The sequence below is a fragment of the Nocardia sp. NPDC050799 genome (assembly GCF_040654015.1).
Taxonomy (GTDB): domain Bacteria; phylum Actinomycetota; class Actinomycetes; order Mycobacteriales; family Mycobacteriaceae; genus Nocardia.
In genome coordinates this window covers 77645-99186 of sequence record NZ_JBFAHF010000010.1, presented here as the reverse complement: position 1 = coordinate 99186, position 21542 = coordinate 77645, and the positions used below count along the sequence as shown (strand labels likewise).

Below are 21542 nucleotides of genomic sequence, written 5' to 3'. Positions count from 1 at the left end.
CTCGATCTGTGATCACTGCCCGGCACAGCTGCGTCTGGTTCGTGCTGTCTTCCCGGTGTGCACTGAGAGCAACAGTGAACGAAGGAGACATCATGCCGGACCGCACCCCCGAAGCCCTGGTCGTACCTGTGGCGACCGCGGAAATCGTGGACCTACCCCATGGCGGGGCCTTCCATCTGCTCGCCGATGCCGTCGACACCGGCGGTGCACTGGGCGCGAACCGGCTCACTCTCGGCGCCGGTGCGGACGGGGCCGCGCCGCACTACCACGGGCGGTCCACGGAACTGTTCTACGTGCTCACCGGTACCGCGGAATTCCTTCTCGACGGCACTTCGGCAACTGCTCCCGCGGGGAGTCTCGTCGTGGTGCCGCCGGGAGTGCCGCACGCCTTCGGCGCCGCACCCGGATCGCCGGTCGACCTCCTCATCGTCCTCACCCCCGGTATCCAGCGGTTCGAGTACTTCCGTCACCTCGGCCGGATCCAGCGCGGACACGCGGACTCGGACAGCCTGCTACCGGAACAACAGCGCTACGACGTCCACTTCCTGCCCGCGTCGGCCTGGCGCCGCCCGGCCGACGCGCCTGCGTAACCGGGCCGCGCCGACTTCGCGGCGTATCCCAAGGCCGAACGCCGGATGGCTCGAGGCGACGAGAACGAACACGTGCAAGACTGGTCGCGTGCGTTTGTATCGTGACCATGCCGTCGTGCTGCGCCAGCACAAGCTGGGCGAGGCCGACCGTATCGTCACGTTGCTCACCCGGCAGTACGGTCTCGTGCGCGCCGTGGCCAAAGGAGTGCGCCGCACCAAGTCGAAATTCGGGGCCCGGCTCGAGCCGTTCGCCTATATCGACGTGCAGCTCCATCCCGGCCGCAGCCTCGATATCGTGACCCAGGTTCATACCGTCGAAGCCAACGCCTCCGCCATCATCGCCGACTACGGCCGCTACACCACCGCCTGCGCCGTACTGGAGACCGCCGAACGATTGGCCGGTGAGGAGCGCGCCCCCGTTCCCCGCCTGCACACCCTCACCGCGGGTGCCCTGCACGCGATCGCCGAAGGGCAGCGCCCGCATGAACTGGTCCTCGACGCCTTCCTGCTGCGTGCCATGGACTACGCCGGCTGGGCCCCCGCCGTCGACGAATGCGCCCGCTGCGCCACCCCCGGCCCGCATCGCGCGTTCCATGTGGGCGCCGGCGGAGCGGTCTGCGTCCACTGCCGCCCACCCGGCGCCGTCACCCCCGCTCCCGCGGTCTTCGACCAGCTGCTGGCGCTACGTCACGGCCGCTGGGAACGGGTCGAGACAATCCCCGAATCGGCGCGCCGGCAGGCCAGCGGACTGATCGCGGCCCACCTGCAATGGCATCTGGAACACAAACTCCGCACCCTGCCGCTGGTGGAGCGCAGCAGTAGCGCACCTCGCATCGGAGCATCGGTGAACACCGGCGAAGCACTGCGCGTGGTAGATCAGGTCGCCGGTGCGGCGGGCCCAGGGTAGCGATGAATCGACCCGGCTCGCTCCGAGGGGGCCGGCGCACTCGTCGAAAATACTGAAGGGGGCCTCGACCCCGCGGCGCCGGAGTCGCCGCCAAAAACACAGCACCTCCGCGAGTAAGCCCACGTCCTCACGTTTGCGAGTAACCCCACGTGCGCAGGTCTGCGGGTAAGCCCACGTCTGCACCTTCACGGCGGGCGGGCTCATCCCATATCCGGCGCGGTGAGTCGACAGTCGCTCACTGATCAGCCCCGCCCTTCTGGCCGAACCCGCTCTCGTCTCGCCGACGACCTGCCGGTTTCTGGAGCGAGCCGAAGGGCGCCCGGGTTCACGCTGTCCCCGGCTGCCCCGTCTGGAGCCGGACCGTCGGCAGAGCTAGGCTTCGGAGCGTGATCCTGCGTCGTGACACCACCGGTTCGGACGTGCCCGCGTCCCATACCGTCCGTACCATCCGACCGCCGTCACCGCACCCTTCCGGGGCCCGCCCGCCGGAGATTCCGGCGGAACTGGTTCCTCGGCATGTCGCGTTGGTGATGGACGGTAACGGGCGCTGGGCGCAGGAGCGTGGGCTGCCGCGTACCGCGGGCCACGAAAAGGGCGAGGCCGTGCTCATGGACACCGTCGAGGGTTGTATCGAGATCGGTGTGAAGTGGTTGTCGGCATACGCGTTCTCCACCGAGAACTGGCGGCGCAGTCCCGACGAGGTGCGGTTTCTCATGGGGTTCAACCGGGATGTGATCCGGCGGCGGCGGGACGAGATGCACGAGATGGGGGTGCGGGTGCGCTGGGCCGGGCGGCGGCCGCGTCTGTGGCGCAGCGTGATCCGGGAGCTGGAGACGGCGCAGGAGCTGACCAAGGACAACACCGTGATGACGTTGACCATGTGTGTCAACTACGGTGGCCGTGCCGAGATCGCCGATGCGGCACGGGAGATCGCGCGCCGGGTGGCGGCGGGGGAGATCGATCCGGAGAAGGTCGGTGAGGATACGATCGCCCGGTTCCTGGACGAGCCGGATATGCCGGATGTGGATCTGTTCCTGCGGCCGTCGGGGGAGTTCCGTAGTTCGAATTTCCTGATCTGGCAGTCGGCGTACGCCGAGTTCGTCTATCAGGCGACGCTGTTCCCGGATTTCGATCGGCGCAATCTGTGGGAAGCCTGTCTCGAGTATGCGCGGCGGGATCGCCGGTTCGGGGGTGCCAAATGAGTGGCGAGGCCGAATCGGGCGCGCTGGCACCGGATCTGGAGTTGCAGGCCCGGGCCGGTGCCGGGCTGGGGCTCTACGATATCGACGTCCGGGTCGACAACGACGGTTCGCTGCGTTTCGATTTCCAGGGCGCATTGTGTTCGCTGAGCGCGTTCACGTTGACACCGGGCCTGGATGTGCTGTCGCTGACGTGTGTGCTGGCCTGGGATCGGCCGCTCAAACCGCAGTTGCACAAGCGGGTGGCCGAACGGAATGCGTCGTTGCAGTTCGGTTCGATCGTGTTGATCGCGCACGACAAGCTCGCCGATGTGATCCTCCGCTACACCTTCCCCGCGGCCGGCCTGGACGATATGGCGTTGACGACGATGCTGCTGCTGGTGCTCGGTGGCGCCGGTGAGGCGCGCAAGGGCCTGCTGCCCTGACCCGGTCAGGCCGGGTCGGCGACTGTCGCGGATCCGGCCGCCGACCAGGTGCGGCGGGTTTCCGGGTCGCCGTAGGGGAACAGTGTGTCCACGCCGCGTAGGTACTGGTCACGCACTAGGTCGCCCAGCAGCAGGTGCTGCAGCACGAAGCCGGGGAGCAGTCCGAAGAGCGCGGCGGCGACCGCGTCCACGTCGGCATCGGGCGGTAGCCATCCGGCCGCGCGCATCCGTTCGGCGTATTCGCGCCACATCTCCCGGACGCCCGCCATGGTCCGGCGTACGGGCTCGGCCGCCTCTTCGTCGACGAGGGCCAGTGACCATGCCTGCGGCGCCAGGCGTATCCGGCCCTCCGGCCCGCTCTGGGCGTCGATCCATTCCGTCATCCGCGCGACCAGTTGCGCCGGGGTGGGGAGTGGGTCGCTGTGGATGGCGGCCGTCATCTGCGCGCGGATATCCCCGGCGGCGGTCGACGCGAGCGCGATGACCAGTTCGTCCTTGCTCTTGAAATAACGGTAGACAGCGCCCGCGGACAGGCCCGATTCGGTGAAGACGTCCTGCATGGAGGTCTGGTGGAAGCCCTTGCGGACGAAGCAGATACGGGCGGCGTCCAGGATCTGTTGCCGGCGGCGTTCCAGGTGCTCGTCACTGACTCGGGGCATACCTCCAAACTAAAACGAATGTTCGTTCTTGACAAGGTGTGGGGGCGGTGGGACGGTGAATGCACCTAAAAAGAACGAGCCTTCGATTTTCTGGGGAGAACGTCATGAACGTCATCCAGCGCGCCGTGGCACTCGGGGTGGGCGCAGCCCTGCTGCAAGCGTTGATGCTGATCGCTTTTGCGTGGCCGGCGACCAATATCGCACCCCGCGACCTACCGCTCGCCGTCGCCGGTCCGCAGGCCGCGATGGTCGAGGCCCGGCTGACCGGCCAGAATCCCGGCGCGTTCGAGCTCACCGTCGTACCCGACGAAGCGGCGGCCCGCGCGGCCATCGGCGACCGTGAGGTGTACGGCGCGATCGTGACCGGTAGCGGCGCGCCGCGGGTGCTGGTCGCTTCCGGCGCGGCCCCCGCGGTCGCCCAGCAGCTCACCCAGATCGGCCGGCAGATGTCCGGTGCGCCGGCCGCGCCGGTCGAGGACGTCGTCCCCGCCGACCCCGACGATCCCCGCGGAGCGGGATTCGGCGCCATGGCGCTCCCGCTGGTCATGGCCGGTATCGCGGGCGGTGTGCTGCTGACCCTGCTGATTCCCGCCGCCGGGGGTCGTGCGCTCGGGGCATTCGTGTTCGGTATCACCGGTGGTCTGCTGAGCATGCTCGTCACCCAGACGTGGCTGTCCATCGTCCCCGGTAGCTACCTCGCCCTGTCGGTGGTGGCCGGGCTGGTCTCGTTCGCGGTGGCCGGGACGGTCGCCGGACTGGCCACCGTGATCGGCCGGGCCGGTATCGGCATCGCCGCCCTGACCATGCTGCTCATCGGCAACCCGTTCTCCGCCGCCACCGCCGCTCCCGAACTGCTGCCACAGCCGTGGGGCGCGATCGGGCAGTTGCTGCCCCCGGGTGCCGCGGCCTCGCTGCTCCGCTCGGTGGCGTTCTTCGACGGCGCGGGCGCGCAGCGTCCGGTACTGGTCCTGCTGGCATGGGCGGGATTCGCCCTCGTCCTGTTCGGTATCGGAGCGATCCGCGATCGGGCCCGGGTCGAGCCGGCGCAGCCCGTCGAGCCGGCGCCGGTACCGGTCACCGCGTGAGTCGCGGACGGAATACGGCGAAGGCCGCTACCACCGGGTGGTAGCGGCCTTCGCCGTGGTTCGGAGGTTCTCCGGGGGTGCTAGCCCCGGCCGACCGCGGAGCAGGAGTGGCAGGTGCCGAAGATCTCCAGCGTATGGCTGACCTCGGTGAACCCGTGACTGGAGGCGGTGCTGGCCGCCCACGCCTCCACGGTCGGTCCGGCGACCTCGACCGTGCGGCCGCAGTGGCGGCACACCAGGTGGTGGTGATGACCGGTCGAACACTGCCGGTAGACGGATTCGCCATTGTCGGTGCGCAGGACATCGACCATTCCGGCGTCGGCCAGTGATTGCAATGTGCGGTAGACGGTGGTCAGTCCGATCCCCTCGCCGCGCCGGCGTAGCTCGTCGTGTAGCTCCTGAGCCGACCGGAACCTGTCGATGTCCTCCAGTAGCGAGGCGATCGCGTTGCGTTGCCGCGTGGTGCGAATGCCGACTGCTCTCTGTGTGGCGGTCCCTTTGCCGGTGACCAGGTTCTCGGACACGAATTACCCTTCTTCTTCGGCGTGCGCTACTGCGTCGACCACGATATGCGCGAGATGGTCGTCGACGAGTTCGTAGAGGACCTCCCGGCCCGAACGCTCACCGTGTACCACCCCGGCCGATTTGAGAATCCGCAGATGCTGGCTGACCAGCGGTTGTGTAACGCCGAGGGCATCCACCAGCTCGTGCACACAGCGCGGCGACTCCCGCAGTTGTAGCACGATGGCGATGCGGACGGGTGCCGCGAGTGCGCGCAGCAGTTCTCCGGCGTTCTCCAGCACGGTCCGGGTGGGTATGGGGACCGGTGCGGGGGAGCGGTAGGGATTGTGCTGCCCGGCGGCGGCAGTGTCGGTTGTCATCATCCACTCCTTATTGGAAACCGGTCCCATTTTGATATGCATGGGTATGCATGTCAAATATCCATGCCGATACGCCCGCGAATCGTGCTCGCGCGGACCCGGTGGCGGCCCTCCGGGCGCGCGCGGGCTGCGGATGGGCCGGGCTCGCGGTCACCTATTAGGCTGTACCCGATCAGCCGTGCACGGCAGTGCAGCTACCGTGGCCAACTGCGATCACGTAGCCCGATCCGGGCAGCGTAACTACTGGCGATTCGTAGTGGATGGAGAATTCTCGCGTGGCACCCAAGTCGAAGGTGGACACCGTTGCCAACCTCGCCAAGCGCCGGGGCCTGGTGTTCCCGTGCGGTGAGATCTACGGCGGTACCAAATCGGCGTGGGACTACGGTCCGCTGGGCGTCGAGCTCAAGGAGAACATCAAGAAGCAGTGGTGGCGGTCCATGGTCACCAGCCGCGAGGATGTGGTCGGCCTCGACTCGTCGGTGATTCTGCCGCGCCAGGTCTGGGTGGCCTCCGGCCACGTCGAAACCTTCTCCGATCCGCTCGTCGAATCCCTGCACACCCACAAGCGCTATCGGGCCGACCATCTGCTCGAGGCATACGAAGCCAAACACGGCCACCCGCCGGTCAACGGACTCGCCGATATCAACGACCCGGAAACCGGCCAGCCCGGCAGTTGGACCGAGCCGAAGAACTTCTCCGGCCTGCTGAAAACCTTCCTCGGCCCGGTGGACGACGAAGAGGGCCTGCACTACCTGCGCCCCGAGACCGCCCAGGGCATCTTCGTGAACTTCGCGAATGTGATGACCACCGCGCGCAAAAAGCCGCCCTTCGGTATCGCTCAGATCGGCAAGAGCTTCCGCAACGAGATCACCCCCGGCAACTTCATTTTCCGCACCCGCGAGTTCGAGCAGATGGAGATGGAGTTCTTCGTCAAGCCGGGCGAAGACGCCGAATGGCACAAGTACTGGATCGACACCCGCTTCTCCTGGTACACCGGCCTGGGTATCGCCCCGGAGAACCTGCGCCTGTACGAGCACCCGAAAGAGAAGCTTTCGCACTACTCGGCCGGTACCACCGATATCGAGTACCGCTTCGGTTTCCAGGGCGGTGAATGGGGCGAGCTGGAAGGTGTCGCCAACCGCACCGACTACGACCTGTCCACACACGCCGAGCATTCCGGCGCGGAACTGAGCTACTACGACCAGACCACCGAGGAACGCTACGTCCCGTACGTGATCGAGCCGGCCGCCGGCCTCACCCGGTCGCTGATGGCATTCCTCGTCGACGCCTACGCCGAGGACCAGGCCCCGAACGCGAAGGGCGGCGTGGACACCCGCACGGTACTGCGCCTCGACCGTCGCCTCTCTCCGGTCAAGGCCGCGGTGCTGCCGCTGTCGCGCAACGCCGACCTCACCCCCAAGGCCAAGGACCTCGCCGCCCGGCTGCGCCAGCACTGGAACGTCGAGTTCGACGACGCCGGCGCCATCGGCCGCCGCTACCGCCGCCAGGACGAGATCGGCACCCCGTTCTGCATCACCGTCGATTTCGACACCCTCGACGACCAGGCCGTCACGGTGCGCGAACGCGACACCATGACCCAAGAGCGGATCGCCCTGGACCAGGTCGAGGGATATCTGGCGCAACGACTGATCGGCTGCTGATTCCGGTGGCGTGGCGCTGAAGGCCGGGAACGCCGGCGCGAGACGCGGACCGTCCTGCGGACCGCTCCCGCGCCGGCATCCGTGCTCAGGCCGGTCGGATCAGGTCGGGCGTCGTGGGGTTGTGGTGTTGTCGTAGCGCGTCGTGTCTTTGTTCCGCTTCGCCAGGCCGCCCAGCCCGAGTAGGCCGAGCAGGCCGAGCAGGCCCCACAAGCCGGTCTTATCGCTCTCCTTCTCATGGTCGGCGTCCACGTCGTTCTGCGCGATCACCGTCGGCTGTGGCTGTTCCAGTGGCTCGGCGGCGACAACGCCGACTCCGCCGAAGGTCAAAACGAGGGACGACAGAGCAACTGCAATGGTCTTGCGCATGTATGTCTCCTTTTCCTCGTCGGGCGACGCCGCATTACCCGGCCCCGGTCGCGCCAAACCGCACGCGGAACAATTGGCTGCCGCCTCGTCCGGCGGTCGGGTTCCCGACGGCTGCCGCGCACATCGCTAGCATCGGGGGTGTGATCACCATCGACACCTCCTACACCGGCCATGTCTCACCGGGTTCGGCGCCGCAGCGCCGCGAGGTCCCGGGCGCCCGGGTGACCAAGATGTCGGTCGGCCCGATGGACAACAACACCTACCTTGTCCAGTGCGCCGCCACCGGGGCCGCCCTGCTCATCGACGCCGCCAACGAAGCCGACCGAATCCTCGAGCTGATCGAGCAGGAGACCACCGGCGGGGTCGGCCTGATCATCACCACCCACCAGCACGGCGACCACTGGCAGGCCCTCGAAGCCGTCGCCGCCGCCACGGGCGCTCCGACGGCGGCCCACTCCCTGGACGCCGACCCGCTTCCGATACCGCCGCAGCGGATCCTGGCCGAAGGAGACACCGTCACCGTCGGCGACCTTTCCCTCGAAGTGATCCATCTGGTCGGGCATACGCCGGGTTCGGTAACTCTCGCGCTGACCGACGGGGCGGGCCGGACGCATTTGTTCACCGGCGACTGTCTCTTTCCGGGGGGTCCTGGGCGGACAACAAATCCGGAGGACTTCAATTCGCTGTTCACTGGCTTGACCAGCAAGGTTTTCGACCGGTTCGGCGATGACACCGCTGTGTATCCCGGGCACGGAGATGACACCACACTCGGCGCTGAACGGCCACATCTGGCGGAGTGGCAGAGTCGCGGATGGTGAGCGGAGAACGGATTCCGGCGGGCCGGCCAGCTTGGCTGGCCCGTTCACGGTGTCGTCTGTCGCCGCAGGTCGATACGGTCGCATTATGAGCGGCGGTGAGACTCCGGAATGGGCCGAAGGGCTGGCCCGTAAGCACCTGGCGCCGCTGCCCCGACGGTTGGCCCATGTGGAAGGGGTGGCCCGACAGGCTGCTCGCGCTGAAGAAGTAGTGGACGATCCAGCACTGCTGGTCGCCGCGGCGTGGCTGCACGATATCGGCTATGCGCCGGATATCGAGCGACTCGGGTTTCACCCGGTCGACGGTGCCGAGTTTCTGCGTGACCGCGGAGTCAGCGATCGATTGTGCGCCCTGGTCGCGAATCACTCTTGCGCGTGCGTCGAGGCCCGACGCCGCGGAGTGCAGATCGAGTGGCCCGATGAGGAAACAGAGCTCCGAGATGCTCTGTGGTGGGCCGATATGACCACGACGCCGACCGGCGGCGCTACTGCGGTCCGTGAGCGGATTGCCGAGGTCCAGGCCCGGTACGGACCCGAGCACGTTGTCGCTCAGTCGGTGGCGGAGGCCGCGCCGTACCTGCTCGGAGCATCCGATCGGACGGAAGCCAGGCTCGGAGCCCGATCGATCAAGTGAAGTATGGGCTGTCGGAGCCCTCGAGCCCTTTCTGAATCCTGAGCAGGATGGATGGGTGGATATCCCGCTCGGACAACTCCGCCGGCCGGACCCATTCGACCTCCGATGACTCCTCGCTCGTCCGCAGCTTGCCGCCGATCGGTTGTGCGCGGAAGCAGATGGAGAACTCTTGACGTACCTCGCCGTCGTCGTAGGCGATGACATGCTCAGGGTTCGAAAAGACGCCCACCAGCTCGGTCACGTCGACCTCGATACCGGTCTCTTCGCGAACTTCTCGAACCACAGCCTGAACAACCGTCTCGCCAGCCTCGAGACCGCCCCCGGGCACTGAGTACTTGCCGTTGTCGGAGCGTCGGATCAGCAGGATTCGGCCTTGGTCATCCTGAACGAGAGCGCTCACCGCCACCTTGATGCTGTTGGGTGCCGGCGCGGCCGGATCGTGGAAGTAGTCCGTTCTGCTCATGCTCGGTGCCCGAAATCGGCTTCGTAGCTCTCCGTCCAGACCTGCTCGAAGCTGGTCGTATACGTCTCGAAGAGATCGGCCGCCGGGAGCTGCCGCAAATGAAGTGCCGGCGCGTAGGCCCCGGGCTGCCCGTAGACGTGCATGTTGACGATCATCTCGTCGTCGAATCTGAAGATCGAGTTGTAGAGCGTCGTCTTGTGGTACCGGATGTCGACCCCGTCAATTGCGGCGAGAGGTTCGATCAGCGCGAGCGCGTTCCGGATCCGCGCTGGCACGGTCGCCGCCGCCAGCCGCTCTTCCGCGCTCCTCTTGGTCGCTTCGCCTTCGTCTGGATCCCCGAAGAGCATCCGGACCTTCATGCCCTCACGCGTTTTCTGCTTGATCGTCCGCGCGAACAACGGCTCTTCGGTGAGGAACAGCCCGGCGAGAACCAGGACGTCGACCTGCTCGGTTGCCTGCGACAGCAGGCGCATCCACAGATCATGCGGAATCGCGCTCCGATGAGGGTAAACGTTGATGACTTCTGACTGCGCAATCTCGGTGCGGCGTTCCGGTGCGAGCGCATCGGGCCAGAGGTAGTTCTCGGTTTCGCGCACCATCGCGGCCAGCTTGTGCCGATGTCGTGGATACGGCGTTCGACCCTTGGTGATCCATCGCTCGACTGTCTTCTCTTCGACTCCGACCTCGGCCGCGACGTCGGAGACGTCCAGGCCATTGCGCAGAAGCGCCTCTCGCAACCGATCGTTCGGCATCTCAACTCCCAAGGGACGACTAGGGACGACTTAAGTGTATGCGAGACGTCCTCAGTCGTCCAGCTATGCGGTCATTGCGGCGCCTGTTTTCCCGAAAAGTAACGGCTTACAAGCTATTTCCCACTTTTCGAAGGAGACAGAACGTGTCGCACAAGTCCAACGTCGGCGGTTCCGATGCCCGCCGACTGATCAGTCTCAAGACAGCGGCCTCCCTGGTCGATGTTGACGCGAAGACGATCCGGAACTGGATCCATGCCGGGCAGCTTCGGGGATTTCGCGTGAACGGCCACCTGCTGCGGGTTAACCATGCCGAACTTCTGGCGCTGGTGCAGCCCGTCCCCGCCTCGATTGGGGAGGACGCGTGATGACGAAGCAGCGGCAGGTTTCCAGGCTGCGTAAGCCTGAGGCGGACCGGCTGGAGGAGTACGTGGCGCAGGTTGTCGCTCAAGCACCCCCTATTTCGGCTGTGGCTCGGGCGCGGCTGGCTGCTGTGTTCAGCAGTGTGAACCGGAAGGCCGCGTGATGAGGATTCGCACATTCGGCCTTGCGATTGCGGCAGTTTCGGTCGGGTTTCTGGTGTTGACGGCCCCTGGGGTTGTGGGGTTCACGGTGATGCTGCTGGGCGCTATCGCGCTCTGGCGGATGCGTCCCCGGAAGGGGGTGCGGCGGTGAGCGTCGAGCAGGAGCGAGAGCCGTTCAACGACCCTGTGGAGTTGCTGGACGAATTGGACACGCTTATCGCGGAGCAGGAGGCGTTGCGGCTGCGTTCGCTGGCGGCGCGGTATCGGGAGTTGGAGCAGTTCGGCGACCGGTTCGATAAGCCGGGCGATCCGTTCCCAGAGGAGTACGGCCGGATCAACGCGGAGTTTGCGGGCAAGTACCTCGACAGCGCGGTCAAGGACGTTGAGGGACTGCTGAAGTACGCGCTTCGTCCGGCTCGGCAGCTGGCCGAGAAGGTTCGCGTGTACCCGCAGCGTGGACACGCTGACCGGTCGGAGTTCGCGCGGGGGCGGTCGCTGTGAGCGGGTACGGGAACGGCCGGGTGCAGGACGGTCCGTCGCATTTCGAGCGGGTGCGTGGTCATCAGGCGTTTCACAGCATGGCCGGGCCGGAGTTCATGGGTACGGGCGCGGTGTTCGCCCCGGTCCGGGCCCTGCCGATTGGCCCGCAGCTGATTGTGTGGGCGGTGCTGGTTCTGATCGGGGTCGGTGGGTGCTCGATTGCGTGGGTTGATCAGCAGTCTTATGTGCCCTCGCCGAATATCTGCCGGGCCCATGAGACGGCCCGCACCGATTGCGTGCAGCCTGAGCGGTCGGCGCCGACAGTTCAGCCGGTGGAGGTGGCCCGGTGAAGCCGGGCGAGCATATCGCCGTTGTCGCCAACACGGGCGCGGCGAAAACGATTGCGTTTTGGTCGTTCCTGGCTGCGCTGCCGGAGCGGGCGAATTGCTTGGACCTGTGGTCGACGCCACGCGAAGAGGTTCGGTCGACCCTTTCCCGAATGGTGGCGGACCGATGACCACATCCGAGCAGCAGCGAGACGGGATTCCGGTGTTCGCGTGGCGGTGTGCTCCGTCGTATCTGCGGACTCGCCGTCAGCTGACCGCGGAAGGTCTGCGGCCGAATGGGCAGGAGATCGCGGGTGTGGTCGAGCGTCCGCGTCGTCGGGGTGAGCCGTTGACGGCCTATCTCTACGACATTCGCCTTGCTGCGGCGAAGCGGGAAGCGTCTCCGGCCCAGCTCGAAGCGTTGCAGCGTGCGACGCGGGAGCGGCAGATGCGTGCGGCGGAGCGCCGCGGTATCGACCGGTCGGAGTTGGAGTCCGAGTTCGATCCGGGCCCGGCGTGGACGAGTGCGGGCAATGCGTTGGCGGGCCTGTCGGCGAATGCGTTCGCGGCAGGTCAGAAGCGTAGGGGGCTGAGCCGGTGAGCCGCCGTCGACCGAAGGTCAATCCGGTCCGTGAGGAGCAGTCCCAGGCTCACGGGCAGCGGATGGTGCCGGTCAGCGAGTTGCCGCACTTGGCCGAGGCCGCCGCGCGGCGTGGCGGGCCGGATCGAAAGGTGCTGGTCGATCTGCCGGCGCCGCAGCAGGTCCGGACCTCAGGTGGGTCGGTGGGCATGTGGCTGGGGTCGGGCAAGGCGTTGCCGCCGGTTCCGCCGCAGTACCTCACCGAGGCCGATATCGCCGCCGCCGAGCAGGCGAAGCAGAAATCGGAGTCCAGCAACGCGTTCGCGGGTCTGTCGACCAACGCGTTCGCGGCTGGGCGTGAGCAGAAAGGAATGAGCCGATGACAGGTCACCGTTTGGGCCCGCTGGATATGACGGTCTTGACGGTCCTTGCTGAGCAGTACGGCGCTCCGCTGGATCTGGTGGCCCGCATGTTGGGCACGTCGATGAAGAACGTCTACCACAAGACGGCGCGATGGCGTGCCGCGCATATGGTTTCGAACCTGCGTATCCGGCCGGTCCCCGGCCCGATGTGGGTGTTTCCGACCCGTTCGGCGACTGAGGCGCTGTTGCCGTTCTACGCCAAGTACTGGACCCCCAGCCCGAAGATGGCCGCGCACGTGCGTGCCGTGCTTGAGGTGCGGTTGGCGCTGGTCGGGCTGGATTTGGACCGGTGGACTTCCGAGCGGGAGTTGCGGGCGCAGTTGGGCTCGACCAAGCCCGGTGTTTCCCGTCCGCATGTCCACGATGGCCGGTTCCTCGACGGTGAGGGCCGGTGGTGGGCGGTCGAGGTCGAGATGACCGCGAAGAACCAGGCTGCGGCGCGGGTGGCGGTGGCGAAAGCGATCGCGGAAGCCGCATCGGCGGAGTGCGCGGGTGTGCTCTACATCTGCGCGGACCCGGTGATCGTGAGCAAGTCCGGCACCGAGACCGACCGGCGCAGCGACGAGATCCGCAATGTCGTTCGCTCGGCGGTCACGCATGCGCTGTCGGGCCCGGAGCACGGGCTGAAAGTGCGGGTGGCGGGGCTGTCGGAGGTCCTGCCGAAGAAAGGCGACACCAGTTCGGCCGTTTCGCGGCCCGGTCTGACCGTGATCGAGGGCGGAGCCTCTGATCACCGCGGCCAGGCCACCAACGGAAAGGCGGTGTCGTGGTGAGCACCGAGTTTTATGCACAGGCCCCGGAGCCGGAGTGCGCCCCGATCCTCACTCCCGGTGATTGCGGCCCGCACGCCAGGTCCTTGCCGACGGTGCCGGTCGACCCTGCGGGACAGTCCCAGCCGCAGGGTGATCCGATGCCCGAGATCAGTCCGTCGCTGCCCGGTATCGACCCGGATGGCGAGTGGTTCTCGTGGTTGAACCTGCCGGACTGGACGTGGGACGGCGTGGTCGACGGCGGGGTGGTGACTGCTGCCGGTTTGGTGTTCGTGCTGGTGTTGACGGTGTTGCTGCTGGTGCCCGGTATCCAGTTGGCGTGGACACCGGCCAAAGCCCGCAATTGGACGCTGGCCTCGCTGGTTGCGCTGCCGGGCGGGGCGATCGTGTTCGCCGGTCTGGACCCGATGGCCCCGATCGAGCAGTTCAGTGACGGCGCGGCCGAGTTGCTGGCCGGTTCGCCGGTGCACGGGCTGTTGTTGATGGCGGTCCTGTTGGTGCCGGCATCGTGGATCGCGGCTACCGCGGCCATTACGAATCGGCGGGTCAAGGCGGCCACGAACGGGTTCCAGTCCCCGGCCCGGACCGAGCGGGTGTTGTGGGCGCAGGCCCAGCGTGAGCAGCGGGCCGCGGCCAGGCTCTCGCGCTACCGGCTGCCGTTCACGACCGGCGGACTGGATCCGCATCCGGTGTTCGGCCGGTTGGCGATCGAGGAGACCCAGGCCCCGCCGAGTAGCCGGTTCAAGGCACTGACCGCTCGCACCGAGACGCGGTTGATCGTGCCGTGGATCAACATGCGTGAGCACATGGTGACCGTCGCGTCCTCGGGTAAGGGCAAGACCACGTTGATGTTCCGGGCGATCCTGTCCTGGTATGTAACCGCGTGGCTGCGGCATCGGCAGTGGTGGCGCCTGGATCGTCCGGGGCGGCCGTTGGCGATGGTGATCGACTGCAACGGCGGGCCGGAGAGCGTGAAAGCGGCCAAGGAGCTGGAGCGGTGGATGCTCAAGCTCGGGGTGCGCCAGGAGCGGATCGGGATCTTCCCGCACAACTGCCAGTTCGATCTGTGGCGGATGAACCGCGACGATATGCGGTCGGTGCTCTCGGCGATGGTCTCCGGCGGCGCGACCCCGACGACGTCGACGGAGAAGTATTTCCACGAGGGCCGGGAGAACCTGATTCACCTGGTGGTGGATGCTCCGGCGAAGGTGGTCAACCGGGAACCGGTGGGGGCGAATCCGCCCCGGTCGTGGATGGAGTTCTTGTCCCGGTTCGACCCGCAGGTTCTGGCGCAGTTGTGGGGCGGGGTGTTCGACCCGGCCAAGAACGGTGCGCCGGCCTGGACCGGTGTAGTGGGCGCGGACAAGAAGATCGCGGCCACCATGATGGGCGAGCAGCCGGTGCTGCCGTCGACGTTGTCGGAGTTCTCCAACCTGTATCGGCTCCTCGGTGACGCCTTCGACGGCGACAAGCAGCTCACCGACTACGACTGCCTGTATGTCGTGCTCGACGGTGTGACCGCACCGGACCGGGCCCGCTCACAGTTCGGTGCGCTGGGGTGCCTGTTCGAGCAGTTGGCCGACAAGGACCACGGCCGCGAATCCCTGCTCGCTGTCGACGAGTTCTCCGCGGTGTCCGACGGCAAGACCCGGGCGGACAAGTGGGTGATGCGGCTGCGTAAGGCCAAGATCGGCACCTGGTGGTTCGCCCAGGACTGGAACGGTCTCGGCTACGACGACGAGCAGCGCGAATCGCTGGTCGGCGCCGGTTCCGGTGGTGCGGTCATCGGTGGGCACCAGTTCAGCGAACGCATCAGTCAAGCGTTCGGGACGAAGAAGGGTTTCGACCTGTCCCGCAAGCTCGTCGGCGGCTCCGTCGCAGGGGACGAGGGAAATATCCAGGCCCACGACAAGCACCTGATCGACCCGAACAAGGTCCGGCGCATGGGCAAGGGCGAGATCGTGCACGTCGCCAACGGCCGCGCCCGCTGGGGCCAGGTCTCCCCACTCGACCAGGCCACCTACGACGCCCTGCGTCCCCTTCCCGGCCTGAACCGATTCAAAGAATCCGAACCCGAACAGGTCGCACCCGTTATCGACCTGGTCAAACGCCGCCCGGCGTGACACGAAAGGAGAAAACCGTCATGGCCATGCCGAATTTCAACCCCGAAGACCACGGCGAAGAGATCACCGCCGCCTCCGCCGCCCGCCGGGCGCACGAGGCCGATGTGCTCGCCGCGATGACCGCGGACCTGGAAGGCACGACCGCCGCCAAACTCGCCCAGCAGTTGGTGCCCGTCGTCCCGGACGGCGGCGCGATCGGCCGCCAGCTCACCCCGCACGTCAAGAAGGCCACGAAAACCCGTGATCGGCTGCGGATCTGGGCACCCGCGATCGGTGCGACCGGCGCATTCGGGGTCGCGGTGGTCGTGCTGCCGGTGACCGGCCCGCTCGCGGTCTACGGGGTCGCCTTGGTCGGGTTCGGCTGGTGGCATTCCGCCGGCCGACCCGGACCGGTCGAGTCGATCCAGATGCTCTTCTACACCGGCGCCGACGCCTTGGCCCGCATCCGAGCCTGGGTCGCTCGGTTGACCGCCCGACGCGCCGCGCACGAGGACCGCCGCACCGGCCGGAAGGAGGGCCCCACCACGGACTGATTCCCCCTGAAATTCCCCGCGAATTCCCCGAGAAAACCAGACGTAAAAGGAGCACTGAAAGTGTCTGAACGCCCTGTTGAGGACGAGATTATGGACGAGACCCGACGATTCGGGCACTCGATGGCGCAGTTGATGCGCATGCACGCCCAAGCCAATGGGTGGCTGGAGAAGCACAAGGTACGCCGCCAGATCAACCTGACTCTGCGGCAGCAGCGCCGTACCGAGCAGGCCGAGCGAGTGCACCACAAGGTGTGGACGGCGCAGATGATCCACCGCTACCAGATCGCGGCCCAGGCCCGGTATGAGCGATGGATCGACCCTCGCACCACCATCGAGCAGCACCGCCGCGACGACGAGGCCGCGGCCCGGCATATCGACGACCTGCGCGAGCGGATCGCGGGCAATACCCACCTGACCGAGGTCGAGCGCGGAATCGCGCTGGATTGCCTGGAATCGGCGCGGATGTGGCCCTACAAGAAGGACCGCACCCCGGAGATGCTGGCTCGCGCGCCGAAGGTCCGCGGCCTGGACGCCCTGCGATACAGGGCCCGGCTTGCCCGGGAAACGGAATGGATCCAGCGGCGCCGGATCGAACGCGACCCCGCCCAGCGCGATCTCGGCACCGCCGAGCGGTATGGAGCACAGCACCAGGTCAGCGCTGTTCAACTGAGCGAGTCGCAGCATGTCGGGCAGGAGATTGCGCGGCCAACCGGAGAACTGACCGTCGCCCAGGAAGATGCGATTCAGAAGATCCGCCACGCACAGATTTCCTGGAACACTGCGGCACCGCAAGCCAGCGATTTCCAGCGGCAGCAGCTGGCCGAACAGTGGCGCGAGGCGGGTCGAGCCGCTGACCAGGCCGGGTTATCCCCCCAGCGCATCAACTGGGAGATACAGAACGCGGAGCAGAACTCGAAGTACATCAGCGAGGTCTCTGCACTGTGCAACGGCAGTATCACCACATGGCGGACCTATAGCCCGACCGAGGCCGAGGCGACACGGTGGGCGGCCCACAATGCCCGCACCGGGGACTGGCTGCCGGATGTGCAGCTCAAGGCCACGATCCGAGAACACGGCAAACAGGCCCCGCTTCGGCTCGCCGACGGCGGAATAGAGCACGTCACCGCCCGCACCGTCGAGTGGGCCCGGCCCGAACAGGCGACGCAGCAGACACAGGACCGCGGAAACGACGAGTTGGAGTCGCTGCGGCAGCGGCACCGTCTGTCGATCGAGCACAACGCCGACCTGGCGGACCAGAACGCCACGTTGACCCAGCGGTTGACCGCGCTACGCGCTGAGCGCGACGAGCTGGTCACGGAGCGGAATCGGTACAAGACCGAGCGCGACGAGTCGGTGCAGAAACTCGCGCAGCTTACGCCGGCACCAGATCGGCTTGGTAGCCCGGAACGCCAAGCCGCCGAACACCGAACGGCCGCGGCGGGCGAGTCGCAGCACACCAACGGCAATGCGTTCGCCGGTCTGTCGACCAACGCGTTCGCCTCCACCACCAACCGGAAAGGAATGAGCCGATGACCAGCACCGACCACAACGACACAGATACTCACCCGGAACATCCGACCTACTCCGCGTACTACGCGGCCCGCGGGGTGACAAGCAAGACCGAGCAGTACATGCGCGCAGACGCCGTGCGTGCTGCAAAGTTGCGGGAACACGGCCGCAACTCCGAGTCGGAAACCGAATTCCGTAATAGTTACGGTCAGGCAGAAAAGATATGCAGCAGGTGGGAACACCACGATTCGGCCATCGTGCGGGCGGACTGGGAATACCTGACCGACGCCCTCGAAGATTGGCAGCGCACCCCTGGCGCGATGGAGCGCCTGTATGAGCAAGTGATCATCGACCGCGTCGACGGCGTCACCGACGGAATGAGCCCGGCCGAATGGCGGTCTCAGCGTCAGGCCCGCGAGATGGCCGGCCACGGGGCCTGGCCGGAGATGCGGGGCCCCTACAGCGCCGAGGCGATTCGGTCCCGGCCGACCAGCGCGGCGGATCCGGCGAATCCGAACCACTACACCGATGCGGCGGATTGGACGGAGCAGGTGATGCGGGCGGACTTCGCCCAGGTGTATCGGCTGGACCGGGAGCGGAACCAGACCTACACCGACAGCGAGTACGTGCGGCTCACCGAGCAGATGCACGATATCTCCGAGCCGTGGGTGACCCGCAGCGATGAGCTCGGGGAAACCTGGCGCGATATGCGCTGGCTCTCCTCCGGTAGTTACGGCAGCCGCGGCGAATACGCCGATGCGGTCGAACGAATCGAGCAGTACCGCCGAGAGGACAACCCTCTGTTCACGCGCAGCGCGAACCAGGTTGGCGAGCTGACGGGAATCGTTCGCCCGCGCCGGTCGACCGCCGCCCAGCCACGCGGCGAGATGCCGGTGTCTTCCGCGTTCGCTGCGGCCCGCACTGCCGAACTCGCCCACGGCAATGCGTTCTCCGGTCTGTCGGCCAACGCCTTCGCGACCTCGGAGCGCAAGGGGCTGGCTCGATGACCACCACGGAGCGAGAGATCCGTCAGCAGTCCCAGGCTGACGGGTTCACCCGACTGCGCGCCTACGGCCAGACCAGCGCGGGCGGTGATGTGGAGGCCCGGTTGGTCGCGGCCAACCAGCGGGCGGCCGAGCTGGAGGAGAAACTGGCGGCCGTGACCGCCGCACTCGATGCCGCTGAGCATCGGGCCGCGGTGCTGGAGGACCGTAACCGGGAGCTTGCCAGTGATCTTGATGACGCGCTGGATCTGGCGTCCGAACACGCCCTGGATGCCGATCACGAGCGGCTGGCACCGTCGCCGCGCTACTGCGACAACGCGCTCGCTGGTCTGTCGGCCAACGCATTCAGCTACACCCGAGGAGGTATGCAGCGATGAACAACACTGTGTCGCCCACCGAGGTCGACGCGTCGCCCACTGTCGCCAAGCGGGCCGGGGCGCTCCCTCCGGTGTCGCCTCAACCGGCGGGCACGGCGTGGAACGTCGCCGAGGTTGTCGCCTTGCTGTCGCTTGCGGCGGTGTCGATCGCAGCGTTCGCATGGTCGGCGATTGCTCTGCACGGCGTCGCGGTCATGGCCGGCATCGACTCCAAACTGGCCTGGGGCGCCCCGGTGATCGTGGATGGGCCGATCCTGCAAGCCGCGTTCGCGTTGGTCGCGCTCAACCGGCGCGAGCAAGCCGGGGTAAAGATCCCGAAGGCCACCCGCCGGTTCTTCTGGGCAGAACTCGCTGCCGCTGAGCTGCTGTCTTTGCTCGGAAACGGTGTCCACGCCTGGACTTCCGACGGACTGAAACTCCCGCAGTTGGCCGCCGCCGCGGTTGCGGGAGCCGCCCCGGTCGCCGCCCTGGCGGTCACTCACGCGCTGACCGCGCTGATGGAAGTCCCGCGGACCCCGGCCCCGCAGGCCGCCCCCGCCATCACCGGGGCGACAGGAGGCGACAGCACGGCGACACCCGGGCGAGGAGAGGCGACATCGGCCGATATCGAGGCAACACGCCATGAGCCGGAGGCGACGCCGACCGTTGCCGACGCAACACCGGACCGCGACAGCGAGATCTGGCGGCTACACCAGCAGGGCCTGTCATACCGCGAAATCGGTCCACTCGTCGGGTTGCACTTCGGCACCGTCGGCAAGATCGTCGCCCGACTCCGCGCCGAGCGCGACACCACCACCATCGAGCCGCTGGCACTCCCGGCCGCTCCCACCAACGTCCGGCCGCTGGCCGGATAACCCCACCCAACAAGTAACTAAGGAGTAACTGTCATGACCTCGTGGATTATGTCCGATGAGCCCAAGGTGATCCGTTCGGCGTTCGGCAAGAACGACGAACCCGGAACCACCGTGGCCGGCCTGGTGATCTCCCAAGAGCTGACCACCCAGAAGGACCCGAAGACCGGCAAACCCAAGCTGCGCGGCGGCAAGACTGTCCCGCAGCTGGAGGTGGTCATCCTGACTCAGGAGAAGACCGACCCGGACGACGACGGCGCCCGGAAACTGTTCGTGCGCGGCAACCTTCAGAAGGCGATCAAGAAGGCCATCCTTGCCGCCGGTGACGACGATCTGCGCAATGGGTCCCGGATCACCGTCCAGTTCACCGGCACCGGTACCGCGTTCAGCGCCGACTACGCGCCACCGAAGCTGTATCGGGCCAAGTACGAACCGCCCAACGACGACAGCCTCGCCGAAGTCGCGGCCTACCTCGGCCAGGACGACGAGTAACCGAATAGGTCCCTGACCGGAAAGAAGGCCCCTGCCGAGTCCCAGTCGGCAGGGGCCTTCGCATGTCCGGAACCGGACGTATCCGGCCGGACACATCCTATTGTCCCGCCACACCGGAACCGCAGCGGACACGGGTTCTTCTGCTCCTGGTGGGGCGCTGGCGCACCACCCCGGGCAGGCCCTGGCCTGCCCGGCAAAGCCGTGCCCTTCGCGCGTAGAGGCTCCGGGGTCAAGGGTGGCCGCAGGCCATCGGCGCAGCCGACGCGCAGCGCCCTTGACGCTGGAGGGGCGCGTGAACACAATGCCGGCGCCTCACCAGGAGCACGCGGCCGAAGGCCGCGCACGGCGCCGCCAGGCGCCGAAATCGGCTAGACCGGCATGCTCGGAAGGTGAGAAAAAGCGGCGAAAACACAGGGAATTGTGGACACAACTTGTGTCCACAATTCTCACCCCTGCCTGCTCCCCCTACCGCTCCCTGACCTGCATAGACGACGCTTCGCGCCGTCGGATCTCCTCACCCCCTCAGTCCCACATCTCATACCCACTTCGTGCGCATGAGATGTGGGACTGAGGGGGTGAGGAGATCCAAAAGAATTCAGTTCAGGAGGTAGGGGGAGCAGGCAGGGGTGAAAAGACAAAAGACATTGGTTGCGTTGGGTGGGTATCGGTGCGTTGGGTGGGTGGTTGCGTTGGCATACGTTCGACGCCGGAGGCGTCGCTTCCAGTGGCAGGGTTGGCATGTGATGTTGCGGTGAGGCGAGCGCGCACAGGGCGCACTCGACCGAGAGCTGACGCTCTCGCGTTCGTTCCGCTCATGTAGCCGTGGCGGGCGTGCCTCTCCGGTCGGCCAAGAACGGGGCTATCACACGACCACCGAACATCAAGGGCGCTACGCGTCGGCTGCGCCGATGGCCTGGCGGCCACCCTTGATGCCCGGCGCCCGTGTGATCGGGCAGCCCCAGGCCGACCGGAGAGACACACCCACCACGCCGGAAACCCGCGCTCCACTGCCAGTGTCCGCAGCCTGGCGGCTGCGCTCGGGGGCTCTGCCCCACGGACCCCCGCCGCTCGCCGCGGAGGCAGGCGCTCCCAGAGTGACAGCCGACGAAACGGTGAA

General features: G+C 66.9%; 26 protein-coding genes and 1 pseudogene. 21 read left to right on the top strand and 6 right to left on the bottom strand.

Going from position 1 to position 21542, the window contains the following annotated elements; all coding sequences use genetic code 11:
- Positions 1–92 precede the first annotated feature (92 nt).
- The 4 genes and pseudogenes from AB0H42_RS12910 to AB0H42_RS12895 all read left to right on the top strand — a co-directional run bounded on the left by AB0H42_RS12910 (position 93) and on the right by AB0H42_RS12895 (position 3121).
- Positions 93–590 (top strand): cupin domain-containing protein, encoded by a 498-nt coding sequence (locus AB0H42_RS12910; protein WP_357054238.1) that lies wholly within the window; start codon positions 93–95, stop codon positions 588–590.
- An 88-nt stretch (positions 591–678) separates the two neighbouring features.
- Positions 679–1404: pseudogene (gene recO / locus AB0H42_RS12905) on the top strand (DNA repair protein RecO); the annotation flags it as partial.
- Between the two features lie 479 nt (positions 1405–1883).
- A complete protein-coding gene (locus tag AB0H42_RS12900; RefSeq protein ID WP_357054235.1) occupies positions 1884–2699 on the top strand; it encodes an isoprenyl transferase in 816 nt (271 codons plus the stop codon).
- The gene (locus tag AB0H42_RS12895) at positions 2696–3121 is read left to right on the top strand and encodes a hypothetical protein (RefSeq protein ID WP_357054232.1); all 426 of its coding nucleotides are present in this window, start codon (positions 2696–2698) and stop codon (positions 3119–3121) included. The genes AB0H42_RS12900 and AB0H42_RS12895 overlap by 4 nt, the downstream gene beginning before the upstream one ends.
- Before the next feature lie 5 nt (positions 3122–3126).
- Here the strand turns inward: AB0H42_RS12895 and AB0H42_RS12890 are convergent, their stop codons facing one another.
- Positions 3127–3780: a TetR/AcrR family transcriptional regulator gene (locus AB0H42_RS12890; protein WP_357054229.1), complete on the bottom strand. Its 654-nt coding sequence runs from the start codon at positions 3778–3780 to the stop codon at positions 3127–3129.
- Positions 3781–3884: 104 nt separating this feature from the next.
- On the opposite strand from AB0H42_RS12890, the gene AB0H42_RS12885 reads away from it, so the two are divergent.
- The gene (locus tag AB0H42_RS12885) at positions 3885–4865 is read left to right on the top strand and encodes a hypothetical protein (RefSeq protein ID WP_357054226.1); all 981 of its coding nucleotides are present in this window, start codon (positions 3885–3887) and stop codon (positions 4863–4865) included.
- Positions 4866–4945: 80 nt separating this feature from the next.
- On the opposite strand, the gene AB0H42_RS12880 is transcribed toward AB0H42_RS12885, so the two are convergent.
- Together AB0H42_RS12880 and AB0H42_RS12875 are read right to left on the bottom strand one after the other, a co-directional pair.
- On the bottom strand, positions 4946–5389 hold the full coding sequence (locus AB0H42_RS12880; RefSeq protein ID WP_174561188.1) for a Fur family transcriptional regulator: 444 nt from the start codon (positions 5387–5389) through the stop codon (positions 4946–4948).
- A gap of 3 nt (positions 5390–5392) precedes the next feature.
- On the bottom strand, positions 5393–5746 hold the full coding sequence (locus AB0H42_RS12875) for a metalloregulator ArsR/SmtB family transcription factor (protein ID WP_030523140.1): 354 nt from the start codon (positions 5744–5746) through the stop codon (positions 5393–5395).
- A 275-nt stretch (positions 5747–6021) separates the two neighbouring features.
- On the opposite strand from AB0H42_RS12875, the gene AB0H42_RS12870 reads away from it, so the two are divergent.
- A complete protein-coding gene (locus AB0H42_RS12870) occupies positions 6022–7407 on the top strand; it encodes a glycine--tRNA ligase (RefSeq protein ID WP_357054223.1) in 1386 nt (461 codons plus the stop codon).
- Between the two features lie 99 nt (positions 7408–7506).
- On the opposite strand, the gene AB0H42_RS12865 is transcribed toward AB0H42_RS12870, so the two are convergent.
- Positions 7507–7773, bottom strand: a complete 267-nt coding sequence (locus AB0H42_RS12865; RefSeq protein WP_357054220.1) for a WGxxGxxG family protein — start codon at positions 7771–7773, stop codon at positions 7507–7509.
- 140 nt (positions 7774–7913) lie between these two features.
- On the opposite strand from AB0H42_RS12865, the gene AB0H42_RS12860 reads away from it, so the two are divergent.
- Both AB0H42_RS12860 and AB0H42_RS12855 read left to right on the top strand, forming a co-directional pair.
- Positions 7914–8591 carry an MBL fold metallo-hydrolase gene (locus AB0H42_RS12860; protein WP_357054217.1) on the top strand — a complete coding sequence of 226 codons (678 nt, stop codon included), beginning with the start codon at positions 7914–7916 and terminating at the stop codon, positions 8589–8591.
- An 85-nt stretch (positions 8592–8676) separates the two neighbouring features.
- The gene (locus tag AB0H42_RS12855) at positions 8677–9222 is read left to right on the top strand and encodes an HD domain-containing protein (protein WP_357054214.1); all 546 of its coding nucleotides are present in this window, start codon (positions 8677–8679) and stop codon (positions 9220–9222) included.
- Here AB0H42_RS12855 and AB0H42_RS12850 read toward each other — a convergent pair.
- Complete coding sequence (locus tag AB0H42_RS12850) at positions 9215–9685, bottom strand: NUDIX domain-containing protein (protein WP_357054212.1); 471 nt, start codon at positions 9683–9685, stop codon at positions 9215–9217. The two genes, AB0H42_RS12855 and AB0H42_RS12850, sit on opposite strands and share 8 nt — an antisense overlap.
- Positions 9682–10437 (bottom strand): helix-turn-helix transcriptional regulator, encoded by a 756-nt coding sequence (locus AB0H42_RS12845; RefSeq protein WP_357054209.1) that lies wholly within the window; start codon positions 10435–10437, stop codon positions 9682–9684. The genes AB0H42_RS12850 and AB0H42_RS12845 overlap by 4 nt, the downstream gene beginning before the upstream one ends.
- Before the next feature lie 143 nt (positions 10438–10580).
- Here AB0H42_RS12845 and AB0H42_RS12840 point away from each other — a divergent pair, with 143 nt between their 5' ends.
- The 13 genes from AB0H42_RS12840 (at position 10581) to AB0H42_RS12780 (ending at position 20425) form a co-directional block, all read left to right on the top strand.
- Positions 10581–10802, top strand: coding sequence for a helix-turn-helix domain-containing protein (locus AB0H42_RS12840; RefSeq protein WP_357054206.1), 222 nt, complete (start codon positions 10581–10583; stop codon positions 10800–10802).
- Positions 10803–11105: 303 nt separating this feature from the next.
- Positions 11106–11459, top strand: a complete 354-nt coding sequence (locus tag AB0H42_RS12835) for a hypothetical protein (RefSeq protein ID WP_357054203.1) — start codon at positions 11106–11108, stop codon at positions 11457–11459.
- A gap of 20 nt (positions 11460–11479) precedes the next feature.
- A complete protein-coding gene (locus tag AB0H42_RS12830) occupies positions 11480–11788 on the top strand; it encodes a hypothetical protein (RefSeq protein WP_357054197.1) in 309 nt (102 codons plus the stop codon).
- Between the two features lie 163 nt (positions 11789–11951).
- A complete protein-coding gene (locus tag AB0H42_RS12825; RefSeq protein WP_357054194.1) occupies positions 11952–12365 on the top strand; it encodes an RRQRL motif-containing zinc-binding protein in 414 nt (137 codons plus the stop codon).
- Positions 12362–12727: a hypothetical protein gene (locus AB0H42_RS12820; RefSeq protein WP_357054191.1), complete on the top strand. Its 366-nt coding sequence runs from the start codon at positions 12362–12364 to the stop codon at positions 12725–12727. Before AB0H42_RS12825 ends, AB0H42_RS12820 begins: the two co-directional genes overlap by 4 nt.
- Positions 12724–13539, top strand: a complete 816-nt coding sequence (locus AB0H42_RS12815; protein WP_357054188.1) for a hypothetical protein — start codon at positions 12724–12726, stop codon at positions 13537–13539. Before AB0H42_RS12820 ends, AB0H42_RS12815 begins: the two co-directional genes overlap by 4 nt.
- Positions 13540–13676: 137 nt before the next feature.
- The gene (locus AB0H42_RS12810) at positions 13677–15659 is read left to right on the top strand and encodes a hypothetical protein (RefSeq protein ID WP_357054185.1); all 1983 of its coding nucleotides are present in this window, start codon (positions 13677–13679) and stop codon (positions 15657–15659) included.
- A 20-nt stretch (positions 15660–15679) separates the two neighbouring features.
- Positions 15680–16192 carry a hypothetical protein gene (locus AB0H42_RS12805; RefSeq protein WP_357054182.1) on the top strand — a complete coding sequence of 171 codons (513 nt, stop codon included), beginning with the start codon at positions 15680–15682 and terminating at the stop codon, positions 16190–16192.
- Between the two features lie 90 nt (positions 16193–16282).
- The gene (locus tag AB0H42_RS12800) at positions 16283–17725 is read left to right on the top strand and encodes a hypothetical protein (protein WP_357054179.1); all 1443 of its coding nucleotides are present in this window, start codon (positions 16283–16285) and stop codon (positions 17723–17725) included.
- A complete protein-coding gene (locus AB0H42_RS12795) occupies positions 17722–18708 on the top strand; it encodes a hypothetical protein (protein WP_357054176.1) in 987 nt (328 codons plus the stop codon). Before AB0H42_RS12800 ends, AB0H42_RS12795 begins: the two co-directional genes overlap by 4 nt.
- Positions 18705–19082, top strand: a complete 378-nt coding sequence (locus tag AB0H42_RS12790) for a hypothetical protein (RefSeq protein WP_357054173.1) — start codon at positions 18705–18707, stop codon at positions 19080–19082. Before AB0H42_RS12795 ends, AB0H42_RS12790 begins: the two co-directional genes overlap by 4 nt.
- Positions 19079–19936: a DUF2637 domain-containing protein gene (locus AB0H42_RS12785; RefSeq protein ID WP_357054171.1), complete on the top strand. Its 858-nt coding sequence runs from the start codon at positions 19079–19081 to the stop codon at positions 19934–19936. Before AB0H42_RS12790 ends, AB0H42_RS12785 begins: the two co-directional genes overlap by 4 nt.
- A 33-nt stretch (positions 19937–19969) precedes the next feature.
- Positions 19970–20425 (top strand): hypothetical protein, encoded by a 456-nt coding sequence (locus AB0H42_RS12780; RefSeq protein ID WP_357054168.1) that lies wholly within the window; start codon positions 19970–19972, stop codon positions 20423–20425.
- Positions 20426–21542: the final 1117 nt, after the last annotated feature.